The sequence below is a fragment of the Streptomyces sp. UC4497 genome (genome assembly GCF_054871485.1).
The window spans coordinates 183,586-207,702 of sequence record NZ_JBTYHB010000014.1 but is presented as its reverse complement, the minus strand read 5'-3'; the positions used below and the strand labels follow the sequence as shown (position 1 = coordinate 207,702).

Genomic DNA, 24,117 nt, shown 5'->3' with positions numbered 1-24,117 from the left:
CCATTTATACCCCCCCCCCCCCCCCCCAAACCCCCCCCCCCCCCCACCACCCCCCCCCCCCCGCCCCCCCTTGGGGGGGGGGGGGGGGGGGGGGGGGGCCGGGCCCCCCCCCCCCCCCCCCACCCCAGCCGGCTGGAGGCTCAGTAGATGTTCGCCGCCACGTCCGCGCCGTCCTCACGGCCCGCGTTGATCTGCGCGCGCAGCGCGATCTCGTCGTACACGCGGACCTCCTTCACGATGCGGCCGTCCTGGATCAGGAACTGGGAGACACCGAGCACCGTGACCGGCTTGCCGGTGAGGGGGCCGAAGGCCGGGATGCCCTTGTACGTTCCGTGCATGGTCCAGGTCACGGCGACGCGCAGACCCGCGTAGCGCTCCGCGTGGTGGGTTTGGACGTCGCGTACGGCGAAGCGGGCGTCGGGGAAGGGGCCCACCATCTCCAGCAGGTCGGCCTGGTAGCGCTCCGGGCGGATGACCGTGCGGTCGCCGATGGTGTGCAGGAAGAGGTCCCGCGCCATGAAGTCGTTGACCTTGTTGAGCTGGCGCTGCGACCAGACCTGCTCGATGAAGTCCAGGACCATCTCGCACTCGGGGCGGAAGTCGTCGGGGCGCGGACCGCTGACGCCTTCCACGAGGACGTCCTTCGGCGCGTCCTCCGTCATCGACCCGGTGTAGCCCTGGAACTGGAGGCCGCGCGCGGCCTCGTCCGGGTCGATGCCGAGCTGCAGGCAGTCCGCGAGGTCGTCGCGGACCACCCACTCCTCGACCATGCGGCCTCGCCGGTAGAGGCAGTTGGCGACCGTGCGCTTGCGGACGCGGATGTTGCGGCCGTCCACGAGGTGCTCGTCGGCGGAGAAGACCAGGTGCGAGCTGAGGAACGCGTCGTCGCCCCGGGCCTCCCACACCACGTCCTCGGCCTGACCGATGTGGCCCGGCACGGCGGCCATCCGCATCGTGCTGCCCTCGATGACACCATCGCGGCCGACGACCGTACCGAGGCTGGCGTGGACGATCGAGTCGGGCTCGTAGTTGGCGACGATGTGGTCGATGTCGCGCTCGACCCAGATGCGGTCCGTCACCTCGCGGATGAACTCGTCGGGGTCGTTGTAGGGCTCGTACGCGACGGGGTCAAGGGCCATGGTGGTTCTTCCGTTCCAGTGCTGTGTGAATGCGTATGTAGCGTGACTGATGTGTGGTGCGTCGGGCAAGGGGTCCGGGGGCGCGGATCAGACCGACTGTGGTGTCTCCCGGCGGGGGAACTTGTCCGCGCCCAGCTGGCTCCGGTACGTCTCCGTCATGAAGGCGGTCACGACGACGAGGGCCAGGACCGCGCCGGCGGCCAGGTAGGCCCACACCGCGTAGATCGAGTCGAAGGTGTCGACGAGCAGCGTCGCCACGAACGGGGTGATCCCCATGAAGATGGAGAACGAGCTGTTGTAGGCGATGGCGCTCGCGCTGAACCGCGTACGGGTGGAGAAGAGTTCGGCCGCGCAGACCGTGACGATGACCGTGAGGAAGAACTCCGGTACCAGGTAGATGAGTTGGCTCACGATCGCGGCGGCGAAGGTGGCCCGCTCGCCGACCCAGAAGGCGAGCGGGACGAGGACGATGCAGGCGATGGCGCCCGTGATGAGCATCGGCTTGCGTCCGATGCGGTCCGAGAGCTTGCCGGCCAGCGGCAGCAGCGGGATGAGCACGGCGATCGAGATGGCGTTGGAGGCGAGGCCCATCCAGCGGGGCAGGCCCAGCGTGTCCGTCAGGTACTGCGGATAGAACGTGACCCAGGTGTAGGACAGGATCGCGCACATGATGGAGATGCCGCAGTAGGCCAGGATGGGACGCCACTGGGAGCGAAGGGCCTCGCGCACCGGGGACTTGACGACATCGGCGCCGTCGTCGGTGGCCCGCACGAACTCCGGGCTCTCCGAGATGCGGCTGCGCATCCACAGGCCGACCAGGCTGAGCGGGATCGCCAGCAGGAACGGGATGCGCCAGCCCCACGAGTCGAGCGCGGGACCCTGGAACACCCAGCTGGTCAGTGCTGCGACACCGGCACCGGCGAGCGTGCCGACGAAGCAGCTGTTGGAGGCGTACGAGGTGTAGTAGGCGCGCCGATTGGGCTCGGCCCACTCGACGATGAACGCCACCGCGCCGACGTACTCGCCGCCGGAGACGACACCCTGGACCACGCGGAGCGCCAGGAGCAGGAGCGGCGCCAGGATGCCGACCTGGTGGTACGTGGGCAGGACCGCGACGAGGGCGGTGGACGCGCCCATGGCCACCAGGGTCCACAGCAGCGTCTTCCTGCGGCCCACCCGGTCGCCCCAGCGGCCGAGGAGGGTCCCGCCGAGGGGGCGGACCAGGCATGCGATCGCGATGATCGCGTACGTCCCGAGCACCGCAACGGTCTTGTCGCTCTCGGGGAAGAACGCCGGGGCCATGATCGGCGCCATGTAGCCGTACAGGCCGTAGTCGAACTGCTCGACGAAATTGCCGACGCTGCCCGCGCCGATGGCCCGGCGAATCGCGCTCCGCTTCTCCGCTTCGGCGGGGGCGGTCGCTGGGGTTGTGCGAGGTGGCGCTGCAGAGGACATGGCTGCTCCGATCGCGCGGCGGATGAGGGGGTGTGCGAATGGGGGGGGAGGTGTGCACACGTACTGGCTTATGCATACGTATGAACTAGGGTTGAACGTTAAGGTTCCGGGGGTGGGGCGTCAAGAGGTGCGGACGGGTCCGAAGAAGGTGTGTCACGACGAAGGTGTGTCACGGCCCGGACGGTGCGCGAGGGCGCTCATGGTGTCCATCAGTACCTGCGCCATGTTGAAGACGATCAGCCGGGCCCCGGCCTCCTCGGCGGCCCGCGCCGCTTTGAGGTGCGGGACGATCGTCATCACCGTGCGCCCGTTCTTCGCGGTGGCCCGATGCGCCTCCTGTACAAGGCCGTTCACGACTTCCGGTGCGGGGAAGCCGCAGTCCGCCGCGAGGTCCGCGGGGCCCACCAGGACCGCGTCCACGCCCTCGGTGCCGGCGATCTCGTCGGCGGCGGCGCAGGCGCGCCGCGTCTCGATCATCGGGATGACCAGCGTCTCGCGGGACGCGGCCACATGCTCGGCCGCGGTGACCGTGCCGAACCGTCCCGACCTGCTGTACGTGGCGAAGCCCCGCTCGCCCCAGGGCGGGTAGTGGCTCGCGGCCACGGCCCGCCGGGCGTCCTCGGCGCCGTCCACGTGCGGGTGGATGAGACCGGCGGCGCCCAGGTCGAGGGCGCGCAGCGCCAGCGTGGGCTCCGCGGTGCCCACACGCACGATGACATCGATCCCGTGGGCCTCCGCCGCCATGATGTGCTGCTGGAGCAGCGCCGTGTCCGCGGGTCCGTGCTCGCAGTCGATGACCACGTAGTCCAGACCGGCGACGCCCGCCATCTCCACCAGCGTCTCCGACGGCAGCCGCAGCAGCGCGCCGCGCAGCGATTCACCGTCCGCCAGACGCTGCTTGAGGCTCCGGCGTGGGGTGCGAGGAACCGTCATCGTGCCACCATCCCCGCCGACAGGTCGATATCGGCGCCGCACATGCCACGCATCCGCAGCATCGCCGTCACCGCCTCGCCCACCTCTTCCTCGGTCACCATCCGCCCGAGCGCGGCACGCGACACGAACGCCTCCTCGGCCTCCGCGTAGCTGCTGCCCGTGCGCTCAGCCTCGAGCCGGAAGTTGCGCTCCATACGAGGGCCCGAAACCGGCCCGGGGGACAGGGAGTTGACCGTGACGCCCTGCGGTCCCACCTCGCCGGCCAGGGTCGTCGTCAGGCCGATGACCGCCATCTTCGACGCACAGTACGGTGTGCGGCGCAGCAGCGGTCGCTTGCCCGACACCGAGGCCACGTTGATGACATCACCGGAGCCGCGACGTGTCATGGCGGGCAGGAACGCCCGGCACATCAGGAACACACCGCGGACGTTCACGTCGAAGACCTCGTCCCAGTCCTCGGGCGAGATGTCGGTCAATGGCGCCACGGGGCCCGCGATGCCGGCGTTGTTGACCAGGATCGATATCTCCTCGTCCGCGAGGGCCGAGGCGAGCGCGTCGACGTCCGCGGGGCGGGACACGTCGCAGACCTGGGGGACGACCCCGGGCCCGAGCTCGTCGGCGGTGCGCTTCAAGGAGTCCACGTTGCGCCCGGTGATCACCACGCGGGCGCCGTCGGCCAGCAGGGACCGGGTGATGGCCCGGCCCAGGCCGCTGCCGCCGCCGGTGACGAGTGCCGTCCGCCCGGCGAGCGGTGCTTCCGTGCGGGATGTCATGCGCCCGCCTCCTCGTTCCAGGTCAGGGCCTTGTCGCCGTACTTCGCGGCCCGTACGTCACCGGAGCGCGCGTGCCCCTCGAAGAGCTCGACGCGGGCGGCGCGCCCGCACACCTCGCCGAGCAGCGCCGACGAGGCGGTGTCGGTGACTTCCTGGTGGGTGACCGTCTTGAGGTACTTGCCGACCCACAGACCGCCCGTGTAACGGGCCGCGCCACGGGTGGGCAGCACATGGTTGGTGCCGATGACCTTGTCGCCGTAGGAGACGCAGGTGCCCTCGCCGAGGAAGAGTGCACCGTAGTCGCGCATCTTGTCCAGGGCCTGGCGCGGGTTCTCGGTGAGCACCTCGACGTGCTCGCTGGCGTACGAGTCGGCGATCTCGAAGGCCTCGTCGAGGGTGTCGGCCACGACGATCTCGCCGTGGTCGCGCCAGGCCGGCTCGGCGAAGTCCTTCGTCGGCATGCCGGGCAGCAGCCGCTCGATGTGCCGCTCGACCTCGCGCCCCAGCTCTTCGGACGTGGTGACGAGGACGGCGGGGGAGTCCGGGCCGTGCTCGGCCTGGGACAGCAGGTCGACGGCGACGACGAAGGGGTCCGCGTGCTCGTCCGCGATCACCAGGATCTCGGTGGGTCCGGCGAACAGGTCGATGCCGACCTCGCCGAACAGCTGACGCTTGGCCTCGGCCACGTACGCGTTGCCGGGCCCCGCCAGCATCGGCACACGACCGATCGTCTCGGTGCCCACGGCCATCGCCGCGACGGCCTGGACGCCGCCCAGCAGGTAGATCTCGTCCGCGCCCGCCAGATGCATCGCCGCGACCGTCGCGGCCGGGATCTCGCCCCGGATGGGCGGGGTACAGGCGACGACCCGGGGCACGCCCGCGACCTTCGCGGTCACGATCGTCATGTGGGCCGACGCGGTCAGCGGGTAGCGGCCTCCGGGCACGTACGCGCCGGCGGAGGCGACGGGCACGTGCCGGTGGCCGAGGCGGACGCCGGGCAGTGTCTCGATGTCGACGTCGAGCATCGAGTCCCGCTGGGCCTGCGCGAACGTACGCACCTGCTCCTGCACGAACCGGATGTCGTCGAGGACCTGCTGCGGGACATCGGCGACGATGCGCTCGATCTCCTCGGGCGACAGGCGGAACGACTCCGGGCTCCAGTTGTCGAACTTCTCGGAGTACTGGCGCACCGCCTCGTCGCCGCGCTCGCGGATGTCGTCGAGGATGGCGCCCACCCGCTCGGCGACGTCCGCGCGGGCGGCGGTCACCTGGGCGGCGGGGACGGGGGACTTGAGGTGTCGGGGCATGACGGCTCTCTTCAACTCGCTTGGTTGGATACGGGGATGGGGGGGGATGGGGCTCAGGCGGTGGCGACCGCGGCGACCAGGTCCTGGAGCGCCGCGCCCACGGCGTCCGGTCGCTGCCACGGCACCAGGTGCCCGGCGTCGGGAAGTTCGCGCATACGGGAGTGCGGCAGGGCCTCGGCGATGGCGTGGTGGAAGGCGGGCGGGCAGAGCGTGTCCCGGCTGCCCGCGAGGACGACGGACGGGCAGCGCGCGGAGCGCAGCGCCGCGAACGCGTCCTCGCGGGTGGGCTGGGCGGCGAGCTGCGTGCGGGCCGCATCGGGGCCCACGGCCTGCGCCATGCGGCGGTAGCGCTCGGCGTCCGCCGCGGACCAGAGCCGGTCGGGGAACATGTCGGGCAGCGTGCGCTCGACCACCTCCGCGAACCGGCCGGCCGCGACGAGGACGTCCAACTCCCGCCAGGCCGCGTGCTGTTCGGGACGAGGAGCGCTGGCGTTCGTCGCCATCACGCACAGTCCGGCGACCCGCTCGGGTGCCCGCCGCAGCGCCTCGAACCCGACGATGGCGCCCAGGCTGAGCCCGACGAGCACGAACGGGCCGTCCACCGCGGACAGCACATCGTCCGCGAGCCCGCCGATGTCCGGACGCGTCAGCGCGACATGGTGGACGGCGTGGCCCTCGGGGAAGGTGACGTCCGACCACAGGCTCGCGTCGCAGAGCATCCCGGGGACCACGACCAGGGGCAGCGGCACGCCGGTCACCAGCGCCGGGCGGAGCGGGGGAGCAGCGCGTACGGGGCGACGTACCCGTTGTGGTCCAGGCCCAGGCCCGCGTCGGCGGCGGCCTTGAGGACCTCCTCGTCCCACTCCAGGCGGACCCGTCCGTCCCCGGAGTTGACCACCAGGAGGTCGCCCTCCTCCTCGCCGACGTTGCGCACCGTGCGCCAGGCGTCCTGCGGCACCGAGAGCATGTCGCGCGGGCCGAGGCGCACCGAGACCTGGTCGGTACGGTTGAGCGTGACCTCCCACTCGCCGTTCTTGACGATGAGTGTCTGGGTCTCGTGCTGGCGGTGCTGCGAGACACCCTGGCCGGGCTCGGCGCGCAGCCAGGCGACATTGTGGCCGTGCGGGTTGAAGACACGCGGGTCCTGGTGCGGGTCCTCGGTCATGCCGTAGCCGATGACGCAGCTCAGGCGCGCCCCGCCGCCCGGCAGGGAGCTGTCGATGAAGGGGTGCTCCGACCACACGAGCTCGTCGGCCGCGGCGACCCGGCGCTTCATCTCCTCGGCGCTGTAGTGGCGCAGCCGGTCGATGTGCTCCTGCGCCATCGGCGTGACCCGCTCGGACTCCGGCGGCAGCTCGTCCCCCGCGACGGTGTCGACGAGCTGGTTGTCGGCGCTGAGGTAGAGGCCGTGCTCCGCCGCCTCGCGCAGGACCGAGGGGCCCCAGATGATGCCGCCGGTCCTGTCGTGGCCGAGGACGGTGAACAGCCAGCCGTCGTCCGGACCGGTGTTGGTGAAGCCACGGAAGATCCAGGTGGGGATGGACGCGATGTCCCCGGCCTTCAGCGGGAGTTCGCCCTGCTCGCCGTCGGCGCCCCAGCGCAGCAGGTACTCGCCGTCGGTGCAGATGAACACCTCGGCGGTGTAGTGCAGGTGCAGGTTGTTGGTGATGCCGTGCGGCATGGCGGCGGCGCCGATGTTGTAGCCGTGCGGCAGTCGCAGGTTGACGTGCTGGCCGGAGGACTGCGAGACACCCGGCCCGATCATGGCGTAGTTCTCCTTCCGGTCCGAGCCGGGCGTACGGCAGTCGATGAAGGCCTGGTTGCAGGAGACGAAGTCGCTGCGGCGCACCGTGCGCTCCTCCAGCTCGGGCGTGGTCACGACGACATCGGGCATGGGGGCTCCCTGGTGGACAAGCATGAATGGAATACGTATGCATTGCCATGACAGGCCTCCGGGGTGTGTCCTGTCAAGGGGTTCGAAACGAATTTCCAGGAGGTCGACGGATCGGTCGCGATCAAGGAATCCGGGTGAGGCATACGTATACGGGGTGGCGTACGTATACTGTCCGGGCCGCGGTGCTGGTTCCGGGCGGTACGAGGTGTCGACGAGGAGAGAGTCATGGCGATCACGAGTCACGACGTGGCGAAACTCGCGGGTGTCTCGCAGCCCACGGTGTCCCGCGCCCTGCGTGACGACCCCCGTGTCTCGCGGGCCACCCGCGAGAAGATCAAAAGGGCCGCCGAGGCGCTCAACTACGTACCCAGCGAAGCGGGCCGCACGCTGTCGACCCGGGCCACCCACCGGGTCGGCGTCATCGTCACCGACATGACCAACCCGTTCTATCCGCACGTCGTCGCGCCGCTCCACGACGAACTGCAGCGGCTCGGGTACCGGATGATGCTGCTCACCGAGCGCTCCGACGAGGCGGTCGCCGAGGAGAAGCTGCTCGACCAGTCGCTCGACGGTGTCGTGCTCGCGACCGCCACCACCGACTCGCGCCTGCCCGCCCTGCTGGAGCGGCGCGGCATGCCCTACGTGTTCCTCAACCGGGACACCGGCAGGTCCGGCGACTTCGCCTCCGTCGTCGACAACGAGGGCGGTGGCCGCCTCGTCGCGCAGGAGCTGGTCGGGCTCGGCCACCGCCGTATCGCGGGCATCTTCGGCGCGGCCAACACCACGACAGGCCGTGACCGCGAGCTGGGCTTCCGGCTGGCCCTGGCCGACGCCGGCATCGGGCTGCCGGACGACCGCGTGGTGCGCGGTGCGTTCGAGTACGAGACCGGGTACGCGGCGCTGCCCTCCCTCCTCAAGGCGGCCGAACCGCCCACCGCCGTCTTCTGCGGCAACGACGTGGTCGCCATCGGTGTGCTCAACGCCGCGCTCGCGGCGGGCGTGAAGGTGCCCGACGACCTCACCGTCATCGGCTTCGACGATCTGCCGATGGCGGCCTGGGAGGTGTTCCGGCTCACCACCGTCCGGCACGATCTGGGCGAACTCGCCTGTCAGGCGGCCCGGTTGCTGGCCCGGCGGATCGCCGGAGAGGTCGACGCGGACGGCGAACGCCTGGTCCTGCCGACCGAGTTCGTCCCGAGAGCCACCCACGCCAAGGCCCGCTGAACCCTCACGACCCGGAGGTCGCGCGAACGGGTTCGGCGGCCGCCGTGGGCGTCGCACCGCGTCGCTGACGCACCACACCCACGGTCGCCAGCACCGCGGCGAGCCCGAGCGAGAGCCACAACTCCAGCCGGTGGCCCGGCAGTACGGCCATCAGGACCAGCACCCCGGCGATGAACGCGATGGTGGCCAGCGTCAGATAGGGGAAGCCCCACATGCGTACGTCGGTCTGACGCTCGCCCTTGCGGCGCACGGCGTACTGCGTCAGCGCGATGACCATGTACATCATCAGGGCGATCGCCCCGCTGGAGGCGATGAGGTACGAGAACACGTCCGGCAGCAGGTAGTTGGCGATCACCGCGGCGATGCCGACGACCGTCGACGCGAGCACCGCGTTGCGGGGCACACCCTGCGGTGAGGTGCGGGCGAAGGCGGCCGGGGCGTCGCCGCGTCCGGCCAGCGAGAACAGCATCCGTGAGGCCGTGTAGACGGCGGAGTTGAGGCAGCTGCACACGGCGACCACCAGCACCACGTCCATGATCCGGGCGGCGCCGGGGATGTTCATCCGGTCCAGGACCGCCTGGTAGGACCCCGCCCCCAGGTCGTCGGCGTTCCAGGGCACGAGGCAGACCACGACGAGGATCGAGCCGATGTAGAAGAGGCCCAGGCGCCACACCACCGCGCGGATCGCCTTCTTGATGTTCTTGCGCGGCTCCTCGGACTCCGCCGCCGCGATGGTGACGATCTCGCTGCCCTGGAAGCTGAACATCGCGGTGAGCAGTCCGGCCAGGATCGCCGTGACACCTTGCGGGGCGAAGCCGCCGTGGCTCCAGAGATTCGACACACCATGGGTGTCCGAGCCGGGCAGCACGCCGAGGATCGCGAGCGCCCCGAGGACCAGGAACGCCACGATCGCGACGACCTTGATCAGCGAGAACCAGTACTCGAACTCGCCGTAGTTGCGCACCGCCAGCAGATTGCTGCCCGTCAGCACGAGGATCACCGCGAGGGCCGGTATCCAGCTCGGGATCGACGTCAGCCCCGCGACGACCTCGCCTGCCGCGATGGCCTCGATGGGGATGACCAGGATGTAGAACCACCAGTACAGGTACCCGATCGAGAACCCGGCCCAGCGGCCCAGCGCACGGTCCGCGTACGTGGAGAAGGAGCCGGTGTCGGGGTTGGCGACGGCCATCTCGCCGAGCATCTGCATGACGAGCACCACCAGGGCGGCGGCCAGCAGGAACGAGACGATCACGGCCGGACCCGCGGTGGCCACGGCGGCCGACGAGCCGACGAAGAGACCGGCGCCGATCACCCCGCCGATGGAGATCATCGTGATCTGGCGGCCCTTCAGGCCCTGGGTGAGCGTCGCGCCCGCGGCGGGAGACGGTTCAGGAGGTGGGTGTTGCATGTGAGGATCCTTGGCTCGCGGACGAGGTGGGAGCCACGCCGCGCCTGAACGGCACGCAGGGTCCCGGAAGAGGGGTGGGCCGGGGACGGACGCCGAAGACGACGCCGCCCCCGGCCCGGCGGTGGGAGGAGCGGTCAGAGCTGCTCGCGCAGCGCGGCCGGCACGTCGTCGAAGGCGCCCGAGGTGCGGCCGATCTCGTCGATGCGCAGTGTCGCGGTGGCGCCGTGGGCCGCCAGGCCCTCGAAGGCGGAGATCCGCTCAACTGCCGGGGCCAGCGCGGCCGTTCCCTCCTTCGCGGCCCGCTGGTACGTCAGCGGCTTGAGGAACCGGGAGACCGACAGGCCGGCGTTGTACCGCGCGGTCTTGCCCGTCGGCAGCACGTGGTTGGTGCCGGCGATGCCCTTGTCCGAGTACGCGACGGTGGACCACGGGCCGATGAACAGCGAGCCGTAGTTGGTGAGGTTCTCCAGGTAGAAGTCGTCGTCCTCGGTGTGCACCTCGAGGTGCTCGGGGGCGATGACGTCCGCGACGGCGACGGCGGCGTCCCGGTCCTCGACCACGATGACGGAGCCGAAGTCACGCCAGGCCGGACCGCAGATGTCGCGGGTGGACAGGGTGGTGAGCTGACGCTCGATCTCGGCGATCACGGCGTTGCCCATCCGCTCGGACGTGGTGACCAGCGCGGCGGGGGAGTTGGGGCCGTGCTCGGCCTGGCCCAGCAGGTCGGCCGCCACCCACACCGGGTCGGCGCTGTCGTCGGCGATGACCGCGACCTCGGAGGGGCCTGCGAGCAGGTCGATGCCGACCTGGCCGAACAGCTGCCGCTTGGCCTCGGTGACGAACGCGTTGCCCGCGCCGACGAGCATGTCCACCGGTGCCTCGCCCAGCAGCCCGAAGGCCATCGCGCCGAGCGCCTGCACACCACCGAGGGCGAACACCCGGTCGGCGCGGGACAGGTAGGCGCCGTACAGCACCGCGGGGTGGGCGCCGTGCTCGCCCGACGGCGGCGTGCACGCCACCACGGTGGGCACACCGGCCGTCTTGGCCACGTTGACCGTCATGAACGCGCTGGCGAGCAGCGGGAAGCGGCCGGCCGGAAGGTACGCGCCGACGCGGGAGACCGGCACGTACCGCTGGCCGCCCTTCACACCGGGGGCCAGCTCGATCTCGAAGTCCGTCAGGTGCTCGCGCTGCGCGGCGGCGAACCGGTGGGTGCGCTCGTAGCCCATCTCCAGGGCGGTGCGGACGTCCGGCGGAAGGGCGTCACCGGACTTCTTCAACTCGGTGGCGGAGACCTCCAGTTCGCCGGACCAGCCGTCCAGCTCCTGGGCGTAGGAGCGCACCGCGTCCATGCCCTTGCGCTCGATTTCCGTGAGCATCTCGGAGACGCGCTCGACCACCTTCGGGTCGCGCTGGGCGGGCGGGCCGTCGACGGACGGCTTCTTGAGCCACTGGAGGGGAGGGAGGGCCTGGGCTTCGTCGTGCGTGATCTGCATGGCGAGGACGCTAGACGTGCTTCTGTCACAGGACTAGAGGGGCGAGTCCTGTCCCATCCACAGGGTTTTCCTGCATGTCACCGCGGCCCCTCTCGCAGGCCGCGTGTCGGTCCCCCTCACAGGCCGCGTGCGAGGCGGATCTCGCGCAGGGTGTCCTCGGCGATGCGGGCCAGTTCGCGGGTGGCGCGGGACAGGGGGTGTCCCCGGCGTCGTACCAGCGCGATGGTGTCGTAGAGGGGGTCGGCGAAGCGGGCCGTGTGCAGCCCCGCGGGGAACGCCGGGCTGTCGACCACGGCGCGGCTGGCGATCGTGTCGCCGACCCCGGTGGTCGCCAACTTCAGCGCGGCTTCCACGTGTTCGAGCTCGATCAGCGGGTCGACGCGGACTCCCGCGAACTGCGCGCGTTCGGCGAGCTGCCGGCGCGTCGGGTCCTGCCAGCCGTAGTGGGCGTCGTACAGGACGAGGGGGGCCTGCGCGAAGTCCTCGATGGTCACCGGCGCCCGGGTGCGTTCCTCGCTGGCGCTGACGTAGTACACCTCGTCGCGCAGCAGCGGTGTCACCTGGAGCTCCTCGTCGTCGATGGGGAGCACCACCAGGCCCGCCTCGATGCGTCCGGCCGCCACGGCCGCCGCGGTCTCGGCGGAGTTCTGTCCCACGAGCCGCACCCGCACCGACGGATAGCGGGCATGGAACAGCTGCACCAGGTTGGACAGCAGGTAGTAGTCCGCGTTGCGCAGGACACCGAAGGTGGCGGTGCCGCCGCCCAGCGAACCGAGGGAGTGCACGGCCCGGGTGCCGCTGTCGGCGGCCTCCACGGCCTGCTGGGCGTAGGGCAGCAGCTCCTGCCCCGCCGAGGTCAGCGCGAGGGTGCGGCTGCCGCGCACGAACAGCTCGGCGTCCAGCTCCGCCTCCAGGCGGCGCACGAGTTCGGAGGCGGATGCCTGGGCGATGTCCATGGCCCGCGCCGCCGCGGTGAACGACCCGAGCCGCTCCGCTTCGACGAAGGCCCTCAGCTGGTTGAGGGTCATGCGGCCACAGGCTAGTCCTGTGCCTGCCGCAGGGAACAGGGGGGTTGTCCGATGGTGACTGGGCTGATTGGCTCGTCCGGGCCCGCACACCAACCCGCACACCAACCCCCACACATCGCTCCCGCCCGGAAGGTCCCTCCCGCCGATGACCAGCCGCCCCTTGTCGATCTGCCTCGTCCAGTCGGCCGCACACCATCACGCCGCGGACGACGGCCTGGACGCGTTCGCGGCAGACGTACGCCGTGTCACCCGCGCCCACCCGGGCGCCCGGCTGCTGGCCTACCCCGAGCTGCACCTGTGCGGCCACCGCCCGGACGAGGACCCGGCGACGGTCATGACGGCGGCCGCCGAGCCGCTGGACGGCCCCCGCGGCGCCCGCCTGGCGGACCTCGCGCGTGAGACGGGTGTGTGGCTCGTGCCCGGCAGCGTCTACGAGCGCGGGGCCGACGGCCTGATCTACAACACGGCGCCCGTGTACTCGCCCGAGGGCGAGCGCGTCGCCGCGTACCGGAAGATCTTCCCCTGGCGACCCTACGAGACCACGGCGTCCGGCACGGAGTTCGTCGTCTTCGACATGGACGGGTACGGGCGCGTTGGCCTGTCCATCTGCTACGACGCCTGGTTCCCGGAGGTCACCCGACACCTGGCCTGGCAGGGCGCCGACCTGGTCCTCAACCTCGTACGCACACCGACCGTCGACCGCACCCAGGAACTCGTCCTCGCCCGGGCCAACGCGATCGTGAACCAGCTCGCCATGGCGAGCGTCAACGCGGCGCAGCCCGACGGGATCGGCCGCAGCGTCGTCGTCGACCCCGAGGGCCGGGTGCGCGCCGAGGCCGAGTCGGCCACGGACCAGATCGTCACGGACGTCCTCGACCTCGGGGAGGCCCGCCGGGTACGCACGCATGGCACGGCGGGCCTCACCCGGGTGTGGGACCCGTTCACGGCCGGCCAGCCGCCCCTCGAACTCCCTTTGTACGCGGGGCGCATCGACCCCAAGCGGTGGAATGAGGCGCTCCCGAACGACGAGCGGTAGGTCGGCGACGTACGCCGAGGGCGCCGGCCACACACGGTGACCGACGCCCATTCGCATGCTCAAACAGCCGCCGTTCAGGCCTGGTTGCGCATCCAGACCGTGGTCCAGGCGGGCAACTCCCCTTCGGACAGCGGGTTCGAGGCGAGCAGTACCTCGCCCTGTGGCAGCGGGACGGGCTCGTCCGAGAGGTTGCTGAGAACGTGCCAGCCGCCGCTGCGGGTGAAGTGCAGCAGCCCTTGACCGGCAACGCCCTGGGCCGTGTCGGCCCACTCCAGCGTCTCGTCCGTGACCAGGCCACGCCGCAGATGCAGCGCCTCGCGGTACAGCTCCAGGACCGAGTCCTTGTCGTCGGCCTGGACATCGGCGGCGTACGAGCCCCAGTCGGCGGGCTGCGGCAGCCAGGAACCGCCGGAGCCGAAGCCGTGGCTCGCCCCCTCCCGGGTCCAGGGCAGCGGCACCCGGCAGCCGTCACGGCCCTTGACCCGGCCGCCGCTGCGTACCCAGATCGGGTCCTGGAGGTCCTCGGTGCGCAGGTCGGCGACCTCCGGCAGGCCCAGTTCCTCACCCTGGTAGACGTACGCGGAGCCGGGCAGCGCCAGCATCAGCAGTGTCGCGGCGCGGGCCTTGCGCAGCCCCAACTGACGGTCAGGTGAGGGTTCCTGGCCGTCCGTCATCAGCCAGGACTCCACGTCGGACTTGGTGGCGCCGGTGGGGAGGGCGTATCGCGAGGGGTGACGCACCACGTCGTGGTTGGACAGCACCCAGGTGCTGGTGGCACCGGCGTCGCGGGCATGGGCGAGCGCGGAGTCGATGGTGTCCCGCATCGCGCCGGCCTCGAGAGGTGTGTTGAGGAAGTCGAAGTTGAACGCCTGGCCGAGCTCGTCCGCGGAGGCGTACGGGGCGCGCCGCGAGGAGCGGACCCAGGCCTCGGCGACGGCGAACCGCGGCGGCTCGTACTCGTCGAACACGCGCCGCCAGCCACGGTAGATGTCGTGCACGGCGTCCCGGTCCCACAGCGGATGGCTGCCATCGTCGGGCAGCTCGTCCGGCTGGTAGCTCAGCGCCTCACCGAGGTCGCGCAGTGGCTCGGCCAGATCCTTGGCGAGGCCGTGCGCGACATCGACGCGGAAGCCCGCGACACCCCGGTCCGACCAGAACCGCAGCGTGGTGTGGAAGTCCTCGCGCACCTCGGGGTTGTCCCAGTTGAAGTCCGGCTGCTCGGGCGCGTACAGGTGCAGGTACCACTGGCCGTCGGCGACGCGGGTCCAGGCGGGGCCGCCGAAGCTGGACGGCCAGTCGGTGGGCGGGAGTTCGCCGTCCTCGCCGCGGCCCTCGCGGAACACGTAGCGCTCGCGGGCGGCCGAACCGGGGCCCGCTGTCAGCGCCTCCTGGAACCAGACGTGCTGGTGCGAGGAGTGGTTGGGGACGATGTCCACCACGATTTTCAGGCCGAGCCGGTCGGCCTCGGCGACCATCGCGTCGAAGTCGTCGAGCGTTCCGAGACGGGGGTCCACATCGCGGTAGTCGGCGACGTCGTACCCGCCGTCGGCCAGCTCCGACGGGTAGAAGGGGCTCAACCAGACGGCGTCCACGCCGAGTTCCGCGAGATAGGGCAGGCGGGAGGTGACACCGCGGATGTCGCCGATGCCGTCACCGTCGGCGTCGGCGAAGCTGCGCGGATAGACCTGGTAGACAACGGCCTGCCGCCACCAGTCGGCGTCGGTACCGGCGTCGACGGGGTGGGGACGCTGAGGCATGTGAGGGCCTTTCGGGGTTGTGCGGTGTCGCCCGCCCGGCGGGTGCGGGGCGGGCAGGTGGGACGCGGGACGGTGGGGGCGGGTCAGCCCTTGACCGCGCCCGTGGTCATGCCGGACACGACCGCCCGGCGGAAGATCAGGACCAGCAGGGCGATCGGCACGGTGGCCACCATCGCCCCGGCGAAGATCACTCCGTACGGGACCTGGTACTGGCTGGTGAACAGGGCGATGCCCACGGAGACGGTGCGCCGGTCGTCGACGCCGTTGAAGGTGAGCGCCAGCAGGAACTCGGACCAGGTGGCGGTGAAGGAGAACACCCCGGCGGTGAACAGGCCGGGCCGGGCCAGCGGCAGGATCACCGTCAGGGCGGTGCGCCAGGGCCCCGCGCCGTCGACGGTCGCCGCCTCCTCCAGCTCGCCCGGGATCTTGCTCAGGTAGTTGCGCATGATCCAGACGGCGAACGGCAGGTTCAGCGCCACGTACGGGACGATCAGGCCGGGATAGCTGTTGAGCAGGCCGGCTTGACGCTCCATCAGGAACAGCGGGACGAGCAGCGCGATCGGCGGGAACACCGACAGCATCAGCAGCGCCGTCATGATGGCGCCCCGCCCGCGCAGCCCGAACCGGGCGAGTGCGTAGCCGGCGAAGAACGCCAGGGACAGGATCAGGACCGTCGACACACACGCGACGATGACGCTGTTGAGGAAGTACTGGCCGATCCCGTTGCGCACGAACGCCGTCGAGTAGTTGTCGAGCGTCGGCGCCTTCGGCAGCAGGGTCGGCGGCGTCGCGCTGATCTCGGCGGGGCCCTTGAGTGATGCCGATGCCATCCACAGCAGCGGCAGGGTGGCACAGACGGCGATCAGGAGACCCCCGGCGTTGACGACATTGACGTACCGGCGGACACCGGAGCGCCGGGTGTGGCGGCTCATCCTCGGACCTCCTCATCGGTCTGGGCGCGAAAGACGCGCAGGAACAGCAGGCAACAGGCCATGACGATGGCCGCGGTGGAGACGGCGACGGCGGCGCCCCCGCCGAAGTCGAGATCCTGGAAGAGGATCCGGTAGCCGAGCATCGCCACCGACTGGGTGGCCGTGCCGGGACCGCCCTGCGTCAGCACGAACGGCAGGTCGAAGATGCCGAAGGCCTGGAGGATGCGGAAGAGCACCGCGATGGCCACGATCGGCTTCAGCTGCGGCAGCGTGACCCGCCAGAACGTCGTCCAGGCCCCGGCCCCGTCGATCTCGGCGGCCTCGTACACCTCCGCCGAGATCAGCATCAGCCCCGCGAGCACGACGATCGCCACGAACGGCGTGGTCTTCCACACGTCGACGACGACCATCGCGGCCATCGCGGGAACCGGCCGCCCCAGGATGTCCGGCTGGGTGCCCAGCACCTGCTCGCACAACCAACTCACTGCTCCGTACGTGCCGTTGAAGAGGTACGACCACAGCTGGGCGGCGACGACGTTGATCAGCGCCCACGGCAGCAGAAGCAGGGCGATGAGCCAGCCGCGGGCCGCGCCGAGCCGCTCCAGCACCAGCGCCGCGAGCGTGCCGAGGACCAGTTCGAGCAGCACGGAGACGATCGTGAACCCCAGCGTGAACGCCAGCGCGTGATACCACTCGGGGTTGCTCAGCAGCGCCTCGTAGTGCGCGAACGTGGGGGACCCGAGGCGCAACCCGCCGTAGTCGAGGCGCACTTCGGAGAAGGACAGTGCCAGCGAGAAGACAACGGGGAAGACCGTCACCACCGTGACGACCAGCAGAGCGGGCGAGGCGAAGAGCCATCCGGTGCGGGTGCGGCGGCGCGCGCCGGAGCCGGCCGACGGGGCCCGCCGGTCCGGGGGTGTGGAACGGCTGTCGCCGCCCTTCGCCGGTGTCGATGTCTTCGACTGCAGCGCGGTACTCACAGCGCTTTTCCTTCCAGAGCCGTACGAAGGCCGTCTTGCGCGGCACGAACCCCGGCCGCGGGGGAGAGGTCGCCACCGACGACCGCGTTGGCCGGTGTGTAGAGCGCCTTGCTGACCTGCGGGTAGTGCGGGGTCTGCACGGGCCTGGCGACCAGGTGCAGATCGGCGGCACGCAGCACCGTCGGGTCGCCCGCCGCGCGTGCCTCGCGCCCGTGCAGCACGGAGGTCATGGCGGGGACGACACCGGCCTCCCGGGCGAGCAGCCGCTGCACCTCCTCACCGGCGCAGAACCGGGCGAACTGCATTGCGGCGCCGAGCTGTTGGGAGCTGGGGTTGACGAAGTTGCTCCAGCCGCCGGCGCACGAGACACCACGGCGGCCGGTGCCCTCGAAGCCGGGACGGAGCGCGACACCCACCTTGCCCGCGACACGCGAGACGTTCGGGGTGCTGCTGTTGACCCACGCGTAGGACCAGTTGCGCAGGAACAGGCCACGCCCGTTGACGAACGCGTCCTGGGAGTCCGACTCCTCGTACGTCGTCACCGTCCGGGGCGTGACCCCGCTCGTGGTGAACTCCGCCATCAGCGAGAACGCCCGCTCCGCCGCCGCCCCGCTGAGGGCGGCCCTGCCCCGCTCGTCGAGGACGGTGCCGCCCGCGTCGGCGAGGAACTCGGTGACGTTCGCCGTCAGCGACTCGGTCACGGCGGCCTGCCACAGGAACCCGGCCGCCGTGTCCCCGGCCCGCTGCACCGTGCGCGAGGTGTGCAGCAACTCCTCCCAGCTCCGGGGGACCCGCAGGCCGTGCTTGGCCAGCAGGTCCTTGCGGTAGAAGAGGTACGTGCTGTCGAGGAAGAACGGCACCGCGTACGCCGCGCCCCGGTACGTGGAACTGCGCCGAAGCGCCTCCGGGTAGGCGTCCCAGAAACCGTCCGGAAGCAGCTCGTTCACAGGCAGGGCGAGCGCGGCATGGCCGAACTGCGTGGGCCAGGTCGTGTCGCCCAGGTAGACGTCGGGCTGGGGGGAGCCGCCGGCGAGTTGGGTCGCGATGGCGCTGCGGTTGCCGTCCGACGTCGACAGCGCGTTGATCTTCGAGATCCGGACGTCGGGGTGGCGTCGCTCGAAGGCCCGGATGATCAGGTCGGCGACGACGGCACCCCGGCGCGACGGGATCTCGGAGACCCACCACGTCAGCCGGGCCGGCTTCTTCGGCGCCGTCGCCGCCTGCGCGACCAGGTCGTCGACGTCCCTCCCTCCGCACCCGGACGCCAGTCCGGCCGCGAGGGCGCTACCGACGCCGGCGAGCACGGTTCTGCGGTGCAGGGCCATGGCATGCTCCTCCCCTTTCGTGCCGCCGAATGACAGCGCTAGCACGGTAGGGAGCGCCAAGATTCAGTGTCAATGGCCTTGGCGAAGAGATTGCAGGCGATCGATGAAATGACAGCGTTGGCATATCCGGACTCAGCGGGGCGTGATCGCTGTGTTAGCGTCCCGCTCATGACTGGTGAACGGGGCGCCACGCTGGCGGATGTCGCACAGAGGGCAGGAGTGTCTCCCTCGACCGTCTCGCGCACGCTGCGCGGCCTGTCGACGGTGTCGCCGCAGACCCGCGAGCGCGTCGAACAGGCCGCCCGCGAGCTGTCGTTCGCGATCTCGCGCAGCGCCTCCAGCCTCGTCACCGGGCGCACCGGCAGGATCGCCGTGCTCGTGCCGAACATGGAGTCCTGGTTCCTGGGCGCCGTACTGGCGGGCCTCGCACCCGAACTGAACGCGGCGGGCCTCGATCTGCTCGTCTACAGCGTCACCACCGCCGAACAGCGCGCCCAGTTCTTCGACCGCCTGCCGGCCCGCCGCAACGCGGACGCGCTGCTCGTCGTCAGTTTCGCGCTCTCCCCCGAGGAGCGGGAGCGCCTGGACGGCCTCGGGATGCCGCTGGTCTTCGTCAGCCAGCACGAGAAGGGCCGGGCCAGTGTCTACGTGGACGACGCGGAGGCCGCCCTGCGGGGTACCCGGCACCTGCTGAACCTCGGCCACCGCCGCATCGCCTACATCGAGCCCGCCGACGACTCGGGCTTCGCCTGGAGCAGCCGCGCCCGCCTTGAGGGGTACCGGGCGGCGCTGACAGAGGCCGGTGTCGAGCACGACGAGGACCTGGTCCGGCAGGTCGCGCAGTGGCAGGGGCCGAGCCTGGACGCGGCGGTCGGGCGGCTGCTCTCCCTCACCGAGCCACCAACGGCGATCTTCGCCGAGACGGACGACATCGCCTTCCGGCTGCTGACCGTGTTGCGCGGGGCGAACGTGCCGGTGCCGCAGCGCATGTCCGTCCTCGGCTTCGACGACCACGCGATGGCGGCGCCGTGGGACCTCTCCACCATGGCCCAGCCGGCCCGCCAACTCGGCGTCGCCGCCGCGGAATTGGCCCGCGCCGTGATCCAGGAGCCCGAGGCGAACCTGGAACGCCACGTCGTCCTGCCGGTGGAGCTGGTGCCGCGAGGGAGCACCGGGCCCGCCCCGCGGCGGTAGCGCGGTCCTGGGGCCGGGATCAGCAGTAGCGCAGTCCTGGAACCGCGATCAGTAGTCGCGTAGTTCTGGGACCGCGGTCCTCCCCCGACCGGGCGTACGCAACACGCGTATGGCCCCTTCATGAAAGGGGTGTTGCAGTCCGGCCCCGGGTGCCCCACGCCCTTGACCCGCCTCCGGCGGCCTGGCTAGCTTCGGCGGCATGTCCGACGACCAGCGGTATCACAAGCGCCGAGCCATCGATCTGATGCGCGTCGCCACCGCCGTGTGTAGCTGAGTCGCGCCGCCCGTCCGACGCGTTCCACGGGCCCGCGTTCCGCGCGCACTTGCTTCCCCTTCCGGGCCCACGCCTGCTCCGGTGTGCCGGCCCCTCCTCTCTGTGAAGGCACCAATGAAGCCTCGTCCCCGCATACCCATGTCCAGATTCCGGAGCGCCGCGGTCGTCGGTTCGCTCGCCGCGGCCCTGCTGCTCACCTCCTGCGCGAACAACTCGACCTCGACGAGCGGCAGTCGGAACGTCGCGTCGAAGAAGATCCCTGCCAAGGTGTCGGCGGACACGACGCTCACCGTCGGCGCCCCGACCCTGAAGGTCGCCCTCGAACTGTCGGGGCAGATAGACAAGCTGCCCTTCAAGGTGAAGTGGGCCAACATCAGTGGCGGCCCGCAGTGCTCCGAGGCGTTTCGCGCCGATGCCCTCGACATCTGCTCCGCGGCCGAGATCCCGTCCATCAACGCCCACTGGACCGGTCTCGACACCAAGCTCGTCGGCGCCGAGTTCCGCAAGGACCCGATCGCCGACCCGATCTACGAGCTGGGCATCGCGCCGGGCGCCGGCATCAAGAAGCTCGCCGATCTGCGCGGCAAGAAAATCGCGTACAGCCCGGGCCAGGCGCAGGGCGCCCTCGTGCTGCGCATTCTGAAGAAGGCCGGGCTCAGCAAGCAGGACGTGAAGCTCGTCGAGCTGGCCAGCACCGGTGATGTGTATCCGACGGCCCTCGGCAATCACCAGGTCGACGCCGCGCCCATCGCCGGTGTGAACATCAAGCGCTACCTCACGAAGTACGGCCGGGACGGTGCCACCACCATCCGGCACGGGCTGCGGGACGATCCCGGACACCTGTGGGCGCTGACCGACGCGGTCGTCGACGGGCAGAAGTCCGCTGCCATCAAGGAACTCATCCGTTTCTGGGCCCGCGCCGAGGTCTGGATCGACACGCACCCCAAGGAGTGGATCGAGGGCTACTACGTCAAGGACCAGGGGCTCAGCCGCGAGGACGGCGAGTATCTCGTCGCGCACGCGGGCCATCCGGTGTTCCCGGCCAGCTGGAAGGGGGCGATCGCGCGGCAGCAGCAGACCGTCGATCTGCTCGCGAAGGAACAGAAGCACGAGCGCTTCGACGCCGCCATTCTCTTCGACCGTCGCTACGAGCGGGTCGCCGCGGACGCGGTGGCCGGCGAGGGTGGTGAACAGGCATGAGTTCAACGGCTGTTGAACAGAGGGTCGAGGAGAGGGGTGCGGCCGGGGCGGAGGATCGTCCGGCGGGCGCGTCCCGGCCCCGCGTCCGCAAGCGGCTCGCTCCCGGACGCCCCGTCCCCTACGGGTGGGCGCTCGGCCCGCTCCTGTTGCTCGCCGTGTGGGCGGCCGGCTCGGGCGCAGGGCTGATCGACCCGCGCAATCTGCCCGCTCCGTGGGCCATCGCGAGCACCGCGGGTGACCTCATCGCCGAGGGCAGGCTCCAGTCGAACCTCGCCATCTCCGCCCAACGCGCCCTCCTGGGGCTGGTGTTCGGCGTGCTGGCCGGGCTCGCGCTCGCGCTGGTGTCGGGATTGAGCCGGATCGGCGAGGGACTCGTCGACGGGCCCGTGCAGATCAAGCGGTCGATTCCCTCGCTGGCCCTGATTCCGCTGCTGATCCTGTGGTTCGGCATCGGCGAGTCGATGAAGGTCGTCACCATCGCGCTCGGGGTGTTCGTGCCGATCTACATCCACACCCACAACGGGCTGCGCGGCATCGACAGCCGCTACGTCGAACTCGCCGAGACGGTCCGCCTTGGCCGTGCCCGGTTCGTGCGGCACGTGGTGCTGCCGGGCGCCCTGCCGGGCTTCCTGCTCGGGCTGCGGTTCGCGGTGACCGGGGCGTGGCTCGCCCTCGTCGTGGTCGAGCAGGTCAACGCCACCAGCGGCATCGGCTACATGATGGAGCTGGCACGGACGTACGGACAGACCGACGTGATCCTCGTCGGGCTCGTCGTGTACGGAGTGCTCGGCCTCGTCTCCGACGCCCTCGTACGGCTCGTGGAGAGAAAGGCGCTGACATGGCGACGTACCTTGGCCGGCTGAACCCCGTACGGCACGACGGCGCGACGCCGGCCGCAGCCGTACGCATCGAGGGACTCGTCCGCACCCTCGGCGGGCGCGACGTACTGAACGGGCTGCAACTCTCCATCACGGAAGGGGAGTTCGTCGCCCTGCTCGGTCGCAGCGGCTCCGGCAAGAGCACCCTGCTGCGGGCCCTGGCCCGGCTGGACCACGATGTGCCGGGCGGGGGCGAGCTGATCGCTCCCGACAACGTGTCCGTGGTGTTCCAGGACGCCCGGCTGCTGCCCTGGAGGCGGCTGCTGGACAACGTGGTCCTCGGCCTCGACGGCCCGGACGCGGTGGAGCGCGGGCGCACCGCCCTCGCCGAGGTCGGGCTGGAAGGGCGCGAGCGGGCGTGGCCGATCGAGCTGTCCGGAGGCGAGCAGCAGCGTGTCTCGCTCGCCCGCTCGCTGGTGCGTGAGCCGCAACTCCTGCTCGCCGACGAACCGTTCGGCGCGCTCGACGCGCTGACCCGGATCCGGATGCACGGGCTGCTCCGGCAGCTGTGCGAGCGGCACCGGCCCGCTGTCCTCCTGGTCACCCATGACGTCGACGAGGCCATCGCGCTCGCCGACCGGGTGGTCCTCCTGGAGGAGGGCCGGATCGCCCTCGACCTCCCGGTGCGCCTGCCGGTGTCCCGCCGGCGCGGCGATCCCGAGGCGGCGGCCCTGCGCGAACGGCTCTTGAGGCAACTCGGAGTCGAGGCCGCGGAGGGCGCCGAGAGCGGCGCCGCAGAGCAGGCCCATGGCGAGACGATTGGCGTGGAACCGGAGGGGCGATGACATCGGCGACCGAGGAATTCCTGTGGTACATCCCCAACACCGTCGAGCCGGGACACCGCGGCGACGACACCAGGGCGGGCTGGGGCTCGATCGAGTTCTCCACGCGGCTCGCCCGCACAGCCGAGGAACACGGCTGGGGCGGCGCCCTGTTGGGCACCGGATGGGGACGGCCCGACACCTTCACCGTGGCGACGGCGCTCGCCGCGCGGACCACCACGTTCAAGCCGCTGATCGCGATCCGTCCCGGCTATTGGCAGCCGGCCAACTTCGCGAGCGCGGCGGCCACTTTGGACCAGCTCAGCCAGGGGCGGGTGCTCGTCAACATCGTCAGCGGCCTGGACAACCCGGCCGCGTACGGTGACACGAACGTCGACCCCGCCGCGCGGTACGTACGCACCCGGGAGTTTCTGCACCTGGTGCGGCGGCTGTGGACGCAAGAGGATGTCACCTTCGAGGGCGAGCACTTCCAGGTGCGCGGCTCCACGGTCTCTCCCCGCCCGTACGAGGCGCCGGGCCGCGCGCATCCGCGGCTGTACTTCGGCGGTGCCTCCGAGGCCGCGGAGCGGGTCGCCGCAGCGGAGGCCGACGTCCAGCTGTTCTGGGGCGAACCCCTCGACGGGATCGCCGAACGCATCGACCGGCTGCGGAAGTTGAGCGAGTCGGAGGGCCGCGTCCATGCCCCGCTGGAGTTCGGTCTGCGGATCACCACGGTCGTCCGGGACACCAGCGAGGAGGCCTGGGAGGTGGCCGAGCGCAAGGTCGCGAAGATGGCCGAGGGCTCCGGTGACACCACCTGGACGGGCAACCGCCGCACCGCTGTCGGTCAGCGCCGGCTGCTGGACCTGGCCGAACGCGGCGAGGTGCTGGACCGCTGCCTCTACACCACGCCGGGCCGCTTCGGCGGCGGGGGAGCGGGGACGACCTGGCTGGTCGGCTCCCCCGACGAGGTCGCGACAGCACTGCACGACTACCGCCGTCTCGGGATCTCCCACTTCGTCCTGTCCGACACCCCCTACCGGGAGGAGACCGCTCGGGTGGGCGATCAACTGCTGCCCCGGTTGCGGGAGTTGGTTGCCGCGCCCCAGTAGGTCCGCGG

Annotated in this window: 21 protein-coding genes; 7 read left to right on the top strand and 14 right to left on the bottom strand. The window is 71.0% G+C overall.

The window, feature by feature from the left end; genetic code table 11:
* Positions 1-140: 140 nt before the first annotated feature.
* The 7 genes from ACYSUO_RS21740 to ACYSUO_RS21710 all read right to left on the bottom strand — a co-directional run bounded on the left by ACYSUO_RS21740 (position 141) and on the right by ACYSUO_RS21710 (position 7,501).
* Positions 141-1,139, bottom strand: a complete 999-nt coding sequence (locus ACYSUO_RS21740; RefSeq protein ID WP_461777870.1) for a nuclear transport factor 2 family protein — start codon at positions 1,137-1,139, stop codon at positions 141-143.
* A gap of 87 nt (positions 1,140-1,226) precedes the next feature.
* The gene (locus ACYSUO_RS21735) at positions 1,227-2,594 is read right to left on the bottom strand and encodes an MFS transporter (RefSeq protein WP_461777869.1); all 1,368 of its coding nucleotides are present in this window, start codon (positions 2,592-2,594) and stop codon (positions 1,227-1,229) included.
* 153 nt (positions 2,595-2,747) lie between these two features.
* A complete protein-coding gene (locus ACYSUO_RS21730) occupies positions 2,748-3,527 on the bottom strand; it encodes an HpcH/HpaI aldolase family protein (RefSeq protein ID WP_461777868.1) in 780 nt (259 codons plus the stop codon).
* On the bottom strand, positions 3,524-4,300 hold the full coding sequence (locus ACYSUO_RS21725) for an SDR family NAD(P)-dependent oxidoreductase (protein WP_461777867.1): 777 nt from the start codon (positions 4,298-4,300) through the stop codon (positions 3,524-3,526). The genes ACYSUO_RS21730 and ACYSUO_RS21725 overlap by 4 nt, the downstream gene beginning before the upstream one ends.
* The gene (gene hisD / locus ACYSUO_RS21720; RefSeq protein ID WP_461777866.1) at positions 4,297-5,607 is read right to left on the bottom strand and encodes a histidinol dehydrogenase; all 1,311 of its coding nucleotides are present in this window, start codon (positions 5,605-5,607) and stop codon (positions 4,297-4,299) included. The genes ACYSUO_RS21725 and hisD (ACYSUO_RS21720) overlap by 4 nt, the downstream gene beginning before the upstream one ends.
* Positions 5,608-5,660: 53 nt before the next feature.
* Positions 5,661-6,356: an alpha/beta fold hydrolase gene (locus ACYSUO_RS21715; RefSeq protein WP_461777865.1), complete on the bottom strand. Its 696-nt coding sequence runs from the start codon at positions 6,354-6,356 to the stop codon at positions 5,661-5,663.
* A gap of 5 nt (positions 6,357-6,361) precedes the next feature.
* The gene (locus ACYSUO_RS21710; RefSeq protein WP_461777864.1) at positions 6,362-7,501 is read right to left on the bottom strand and encodes a cupin domain-containing protein; all 1,140 of its coding nucleotides are present in this window, start codon (positions 7,499-7,501) and stop codon (positions 6,362-6,364) included.
* 225 nt (positions 7,502-7,726) lie between these two features.
* Here ACYSUO_RS21710 and ACYSUO_RS21705 point away from each other — a divergent pair, with 225 nt between their 5' ends.
* Positions 7,727-8,725, top strand: coding sequence for a LacI family DNA-binding transcriptional regulator (locus ACYSUO_RS21705; RefSeq protein WP_461777863.1), 999 nt, complete (start codon positions 7,727-7,729; stop codon positions 8,723-8,725).
* A gap of 4 nt (positions 8,726-8,729) precedes the next feature.
* Here the strand turns inward: ACYSUO_RS21705 and ACYSUO_RS21700 are convergent, their stop codons facing one another.
* The 3 genes from ACYSUO_RS21700 to ACYSUO_RS21690 all read right to left on the bottom strand — a co-directional run bounded on the left by ACYSUO_RS21700 (position 8,730) and on the right by ACYSUO_RS21690 (position 12,660).
* A complete protein-coding gene (locus ACYSUO_RS21700) occupies positions 8,730-10,136 on the bottom strand; it encodes an amino acid permease (protein ID WP_461777862.1) in 1,407 nt (468 codons plus the stop codon).
* Positions 10,137-10,270: 134 nt separating this feature from the next.
* Positions 10,271-11,632, bottom strand: coding sequence for a histidinol dehydrogenase (hisD, locus tag ACYSUO_RS21695; RefSeq protein WP_461777861.1), 1,362 nt, complete (start codon positions 11,630-11,632; stop codon positions 10,271-10,273).
* A 116-nt stretch (positions 11,633-11,748) separates the two neighbouring features.
* Complete coding sequence (locus ACYSUO_RS21690) at positions 11,749-12,660, bottom strand: LysR family transcriptional regulator (protein ID WP_461777860.1); 912 nt, start codon at positions 12,658-12,660, stop codon at positions 11,749-11,751.
* Positions 12,661-12,805: 145 nt separating this feature from the next.
* Here ACYSUO_RS21690 and ACYSUO_RS21685 point away from each other — a divergent pair, with 145 nt between their 5' ends.
* Complete coding sequence (locus ACYSUO_RS21685; RefSeq protein WP_461777859.1) at positions 12,806-13,696, top strand: carbon-nitrogen hydrolase family protein; 891 nt, start codon at positions 12,806-12,808, stop codon at positions 13,694-13,696.
* A gap of 74 nt (positions 13,697-13,770) precedes the next feature.
* On the opposite strand, the gene ACYSUO_RS21680 is transcribed toward ACYSUO_RS21685, so the two are convergent.
* The 4 genes from ACYSUO_RS21680 to ACYSUO_RS21665 form a co-directional block, all read right to left on the bottom strand.
* On the bottom strand, positions 13,771-15,453 hold the full coding sequence (locus ACYSUO_RS21680; RefSeq protein WP_461777858.1) for a glycoside hydrolase family 13 protein: 1,683 nt from the start codon (positions 15,451-15,453) through the stop codon (positions 13,771-13,773).
* A gap of 83 nt (positions 15,454-15,536) precedes the next feature.
* Positions 15,537-16,385, bottom strand: coding sequence for a carbohydrate ABC transporter permease (locus ACYSUO_RS21675; RefSeq protein ID WP_461777857.1), 849 nt, complete (start codon positions 16,383-16,385; stop codon positions 15,537-15,539).
* Positions 16,382-17,365, bottom strand: coding sequence for a carbohydrate ABC transporter permease (locus ACYSUO_RS21670; protein ID WP_461777856.1), 984 nt, complete (start codon positions 17,363-17,365; stop codon positions 16,382-16,384). Before ACYSUO_RS21670 ends, ACYSUO_RS21675 begins: the two co-directional genes overlap by 4 nt.
* A complete protein-coding gene (locus ACYSUO_RS21665; RefSeq protein ID WP_461777855.1) occupies positions 17,362-18,690 on the bottom strand; it encodes an extracellular solute-binding protein in 1,329 nt (442 codons plus the stop codon). The genes ACYSUO_RS21670 and ACYSUO_RS21665 overlap by 4 nt, the downstream gene beginning before the upstream one ends.
* A gap of 168 nt (positions 18,691-18,858) precedes the next feature.
* Between ACYSUO_RS21665 and ACYSUO_RS21660 the strand changes: the two genes are divergently transcribed.
* The 5 genes from ACYSUO_RS21660 (at position 18,859) to ACYSUO_RS21640 (ending at position 24,109) form a co-directional block, all read left to right on the top strand.
* Positions 18,859-19,884 (top strand): LacI family DNA-binding transcriptional regulator, encoded by a 1,026-nt coding sequence (locus ACYSUO_RS21660; RefSeq protein WP_461777854.1) that lies wholly within the window; start codon positions 18,859-18,861, stop codon positions 19,882-19,884.
* 412 nt (positions 19,885-20,296) lie between these two features.
* Positions 20,297-21,358 (top strand): ABC transporter substrate-binding protein, encoded by a 1,062-nt coding sequence (locus ACYSUO_RS21655; RefSeq protein WP_461777853.1) that lies wholly within the window; start codon positions 20,297-20,299, stop codon positions 21,356-21,358.
* Positions 21,355-22,221 (top strand): ABC transporter permease, encoded by an 867-nt coding sequence (locus ACYSUO_RS21650; protein ID WP_461777852.1) that lies wholly within the window; start codon positions 21,355-21,357, stop codon positions 22,219-22,221. Before ACYSUO_RS21655 ends, ACYSUO_RS21650 begins: the two co-directional genes overlap by 4 nt.
* Positions 22,197-23,021, top strand: a complete 825-nt coding sequence (locus ACYSUO_RS21645; RefSeq protein WP_461777851.1) for an ABC transporter ATP-binding protein — start codon at positions 22,197-22,199, stop codon at positions 23,019-23,021. Before ACYSUO_RS21650 ends, ACYSUO_RS21645 begins: the two co-directional genes overlap by 25 nt.
* The gene (locus ACYSUO_RS21640; RefSeq protein ID WP_461777850.1) at positions 23,018-24,109 is read left to right on the top strand and encodes an LLM class flavin-dependent oxidoreductase; all 1,092 of its coding nucleotides are present in this window, start codon (positions 23,018-23,020) and stop codon (positions 24,107-24,109) included. Before ACYSUO_RS21645 ends, ACYSUO_RS21640 begins: the two co-directional genes overlap by 4 nt.
* Positions 24,110-24,117: the final 8 nt, after the last annotated feature.

Coding starts and splice junctions, on each gene's coding strand:
- ACYSUO_RS21655 (WP_461777853.1), top strand. CDS start 20,297: ATGTCCAGATTCCGGAGCGCCGCGGTCGTCGGTTCGCTCGCCGCGGCC.
- hisD (WP_461777866.1), bottom strand. CDS start 5,607: ATGCCCCGACACCTCAAGTCCCCCGTCCCCGCCGCCCAGGTGACCGCC.
- ACYSUO_RS21685 (WP_461777859.1), top strand. CDS start 12,806: ATGACCAGCCGCCCCTTGTCGATCTGCCTCGTCCAGTCGGCCGCACAC.
- ACYSUO_RS21650 (WP_461777852.1), top strand. CDS start 21,355: ATGAGTTCAACGGCTGTTGAACAGAGGGTCGAGGAGAGGGGTGCGGCC.
- ACYSUO_RS21725 (WP_461777867.1), bottom strand. CDS start 4,300: ATGACATCCCGCACGGAAGCACCGCTCGCCGGGCGGACGGCACTCGTC.
- ACYSUO_RS21690 (WP_461777860.1), bottom strand. CDS start 12,660: ATGACCCTCAACCAGCTGAGGGCCTTCGTCGAAGCGGAGCGGCTCGGG.
- ACYSUO_RS21740 (WP_461777870.1), bottom strand. CDS start 1,139: ATGGCCCTTGACCCCGTCGCGTACGAGCCCTACAACGACCCCGACGAG.
- ACYSUO_RS21660 (WP_461777854.1), top strand. CDS start 18,859: ATGACTGGTGAACGGGGCGCCACGCTGGCGGATGTCGCACAGAGGGCA.
- ACYSUO_RS21665 (WP_461777855.1), bottom strand. CDS start 18,690: ATGGCCCTGCACCGCAGAACCGTGCTCGCCGGCGTCGGTAGCGCCCTC.
- ACYSUO_RS21710 (WP_461777864.1), bottom strand. CDS start 7,501: ATGCCCGATGTCGTCGTGACCACGCCCGAGCTGGAGGAGCGCACGGTG.
- ACYSUO_RS21675 (WP_461777857.1), bottom strand. CDS start 16,385: ATGAGCCGCCACACCCGGCGCTCCGGTGTCCGCCGGTACGTCAATGTC.
- hisD (WP_461777861.1), bottom strand. CDS start 11,632: ATGCAGATCACGCACGACGAAGCCCAGGCCCTCCCTCCCCTCCAGTGG.
- ACYSUO_RS21680 (WP_461777858.1), bottom strand. CDS start 15,453: ATGCCTCAGCGTCCCCACCCCGTCGACGCCGGTACCGACGCCGACTGG.
- ACYSUO_RS21730 (WP_461777868.1), bottom strand. CDS start 3,527: ATGACGGTTCCTCGCACCCCACGCCGGAGCCTCAAGCAGCGTCTGGCG.
- ACYSUO_RS21705 (WP_461777863.1), top strand. CDS start 7,727: ATGGCGATCACGAGTCACGACGTGGCGAAACTCGCGGGTGTCTCGCAG.
- ACYSUO_RS21700 (WP_461777862.1), bottom strand. CDS start 10,136: ATGCAACACCCACCTCCTGAACCGTCTCCCGCCGCGGGCGCGACGCTC.
- ACYSUO_RS21640 (WP_461777850.1), top strand. CDS start 23,018: ATGACATCGGCGACCGAGGAATTCCTGTGGTACATCCCCAACACCGTC.
- ACYSUO_RS21645 (WP_461777851.1), top strand. CDS start 22,197: ATGGCGACGTACCTTGGCCGGCTGAACCCCGTACGGCACGACGGCGCG.
- ACYSUO_RS21735 (WP_461777869.1), bottom strand. CDS start 2,594: ATGTCCTCTGCAGCGCCACCTCGCACAACCCCAGCGACCGCCCCCGCC.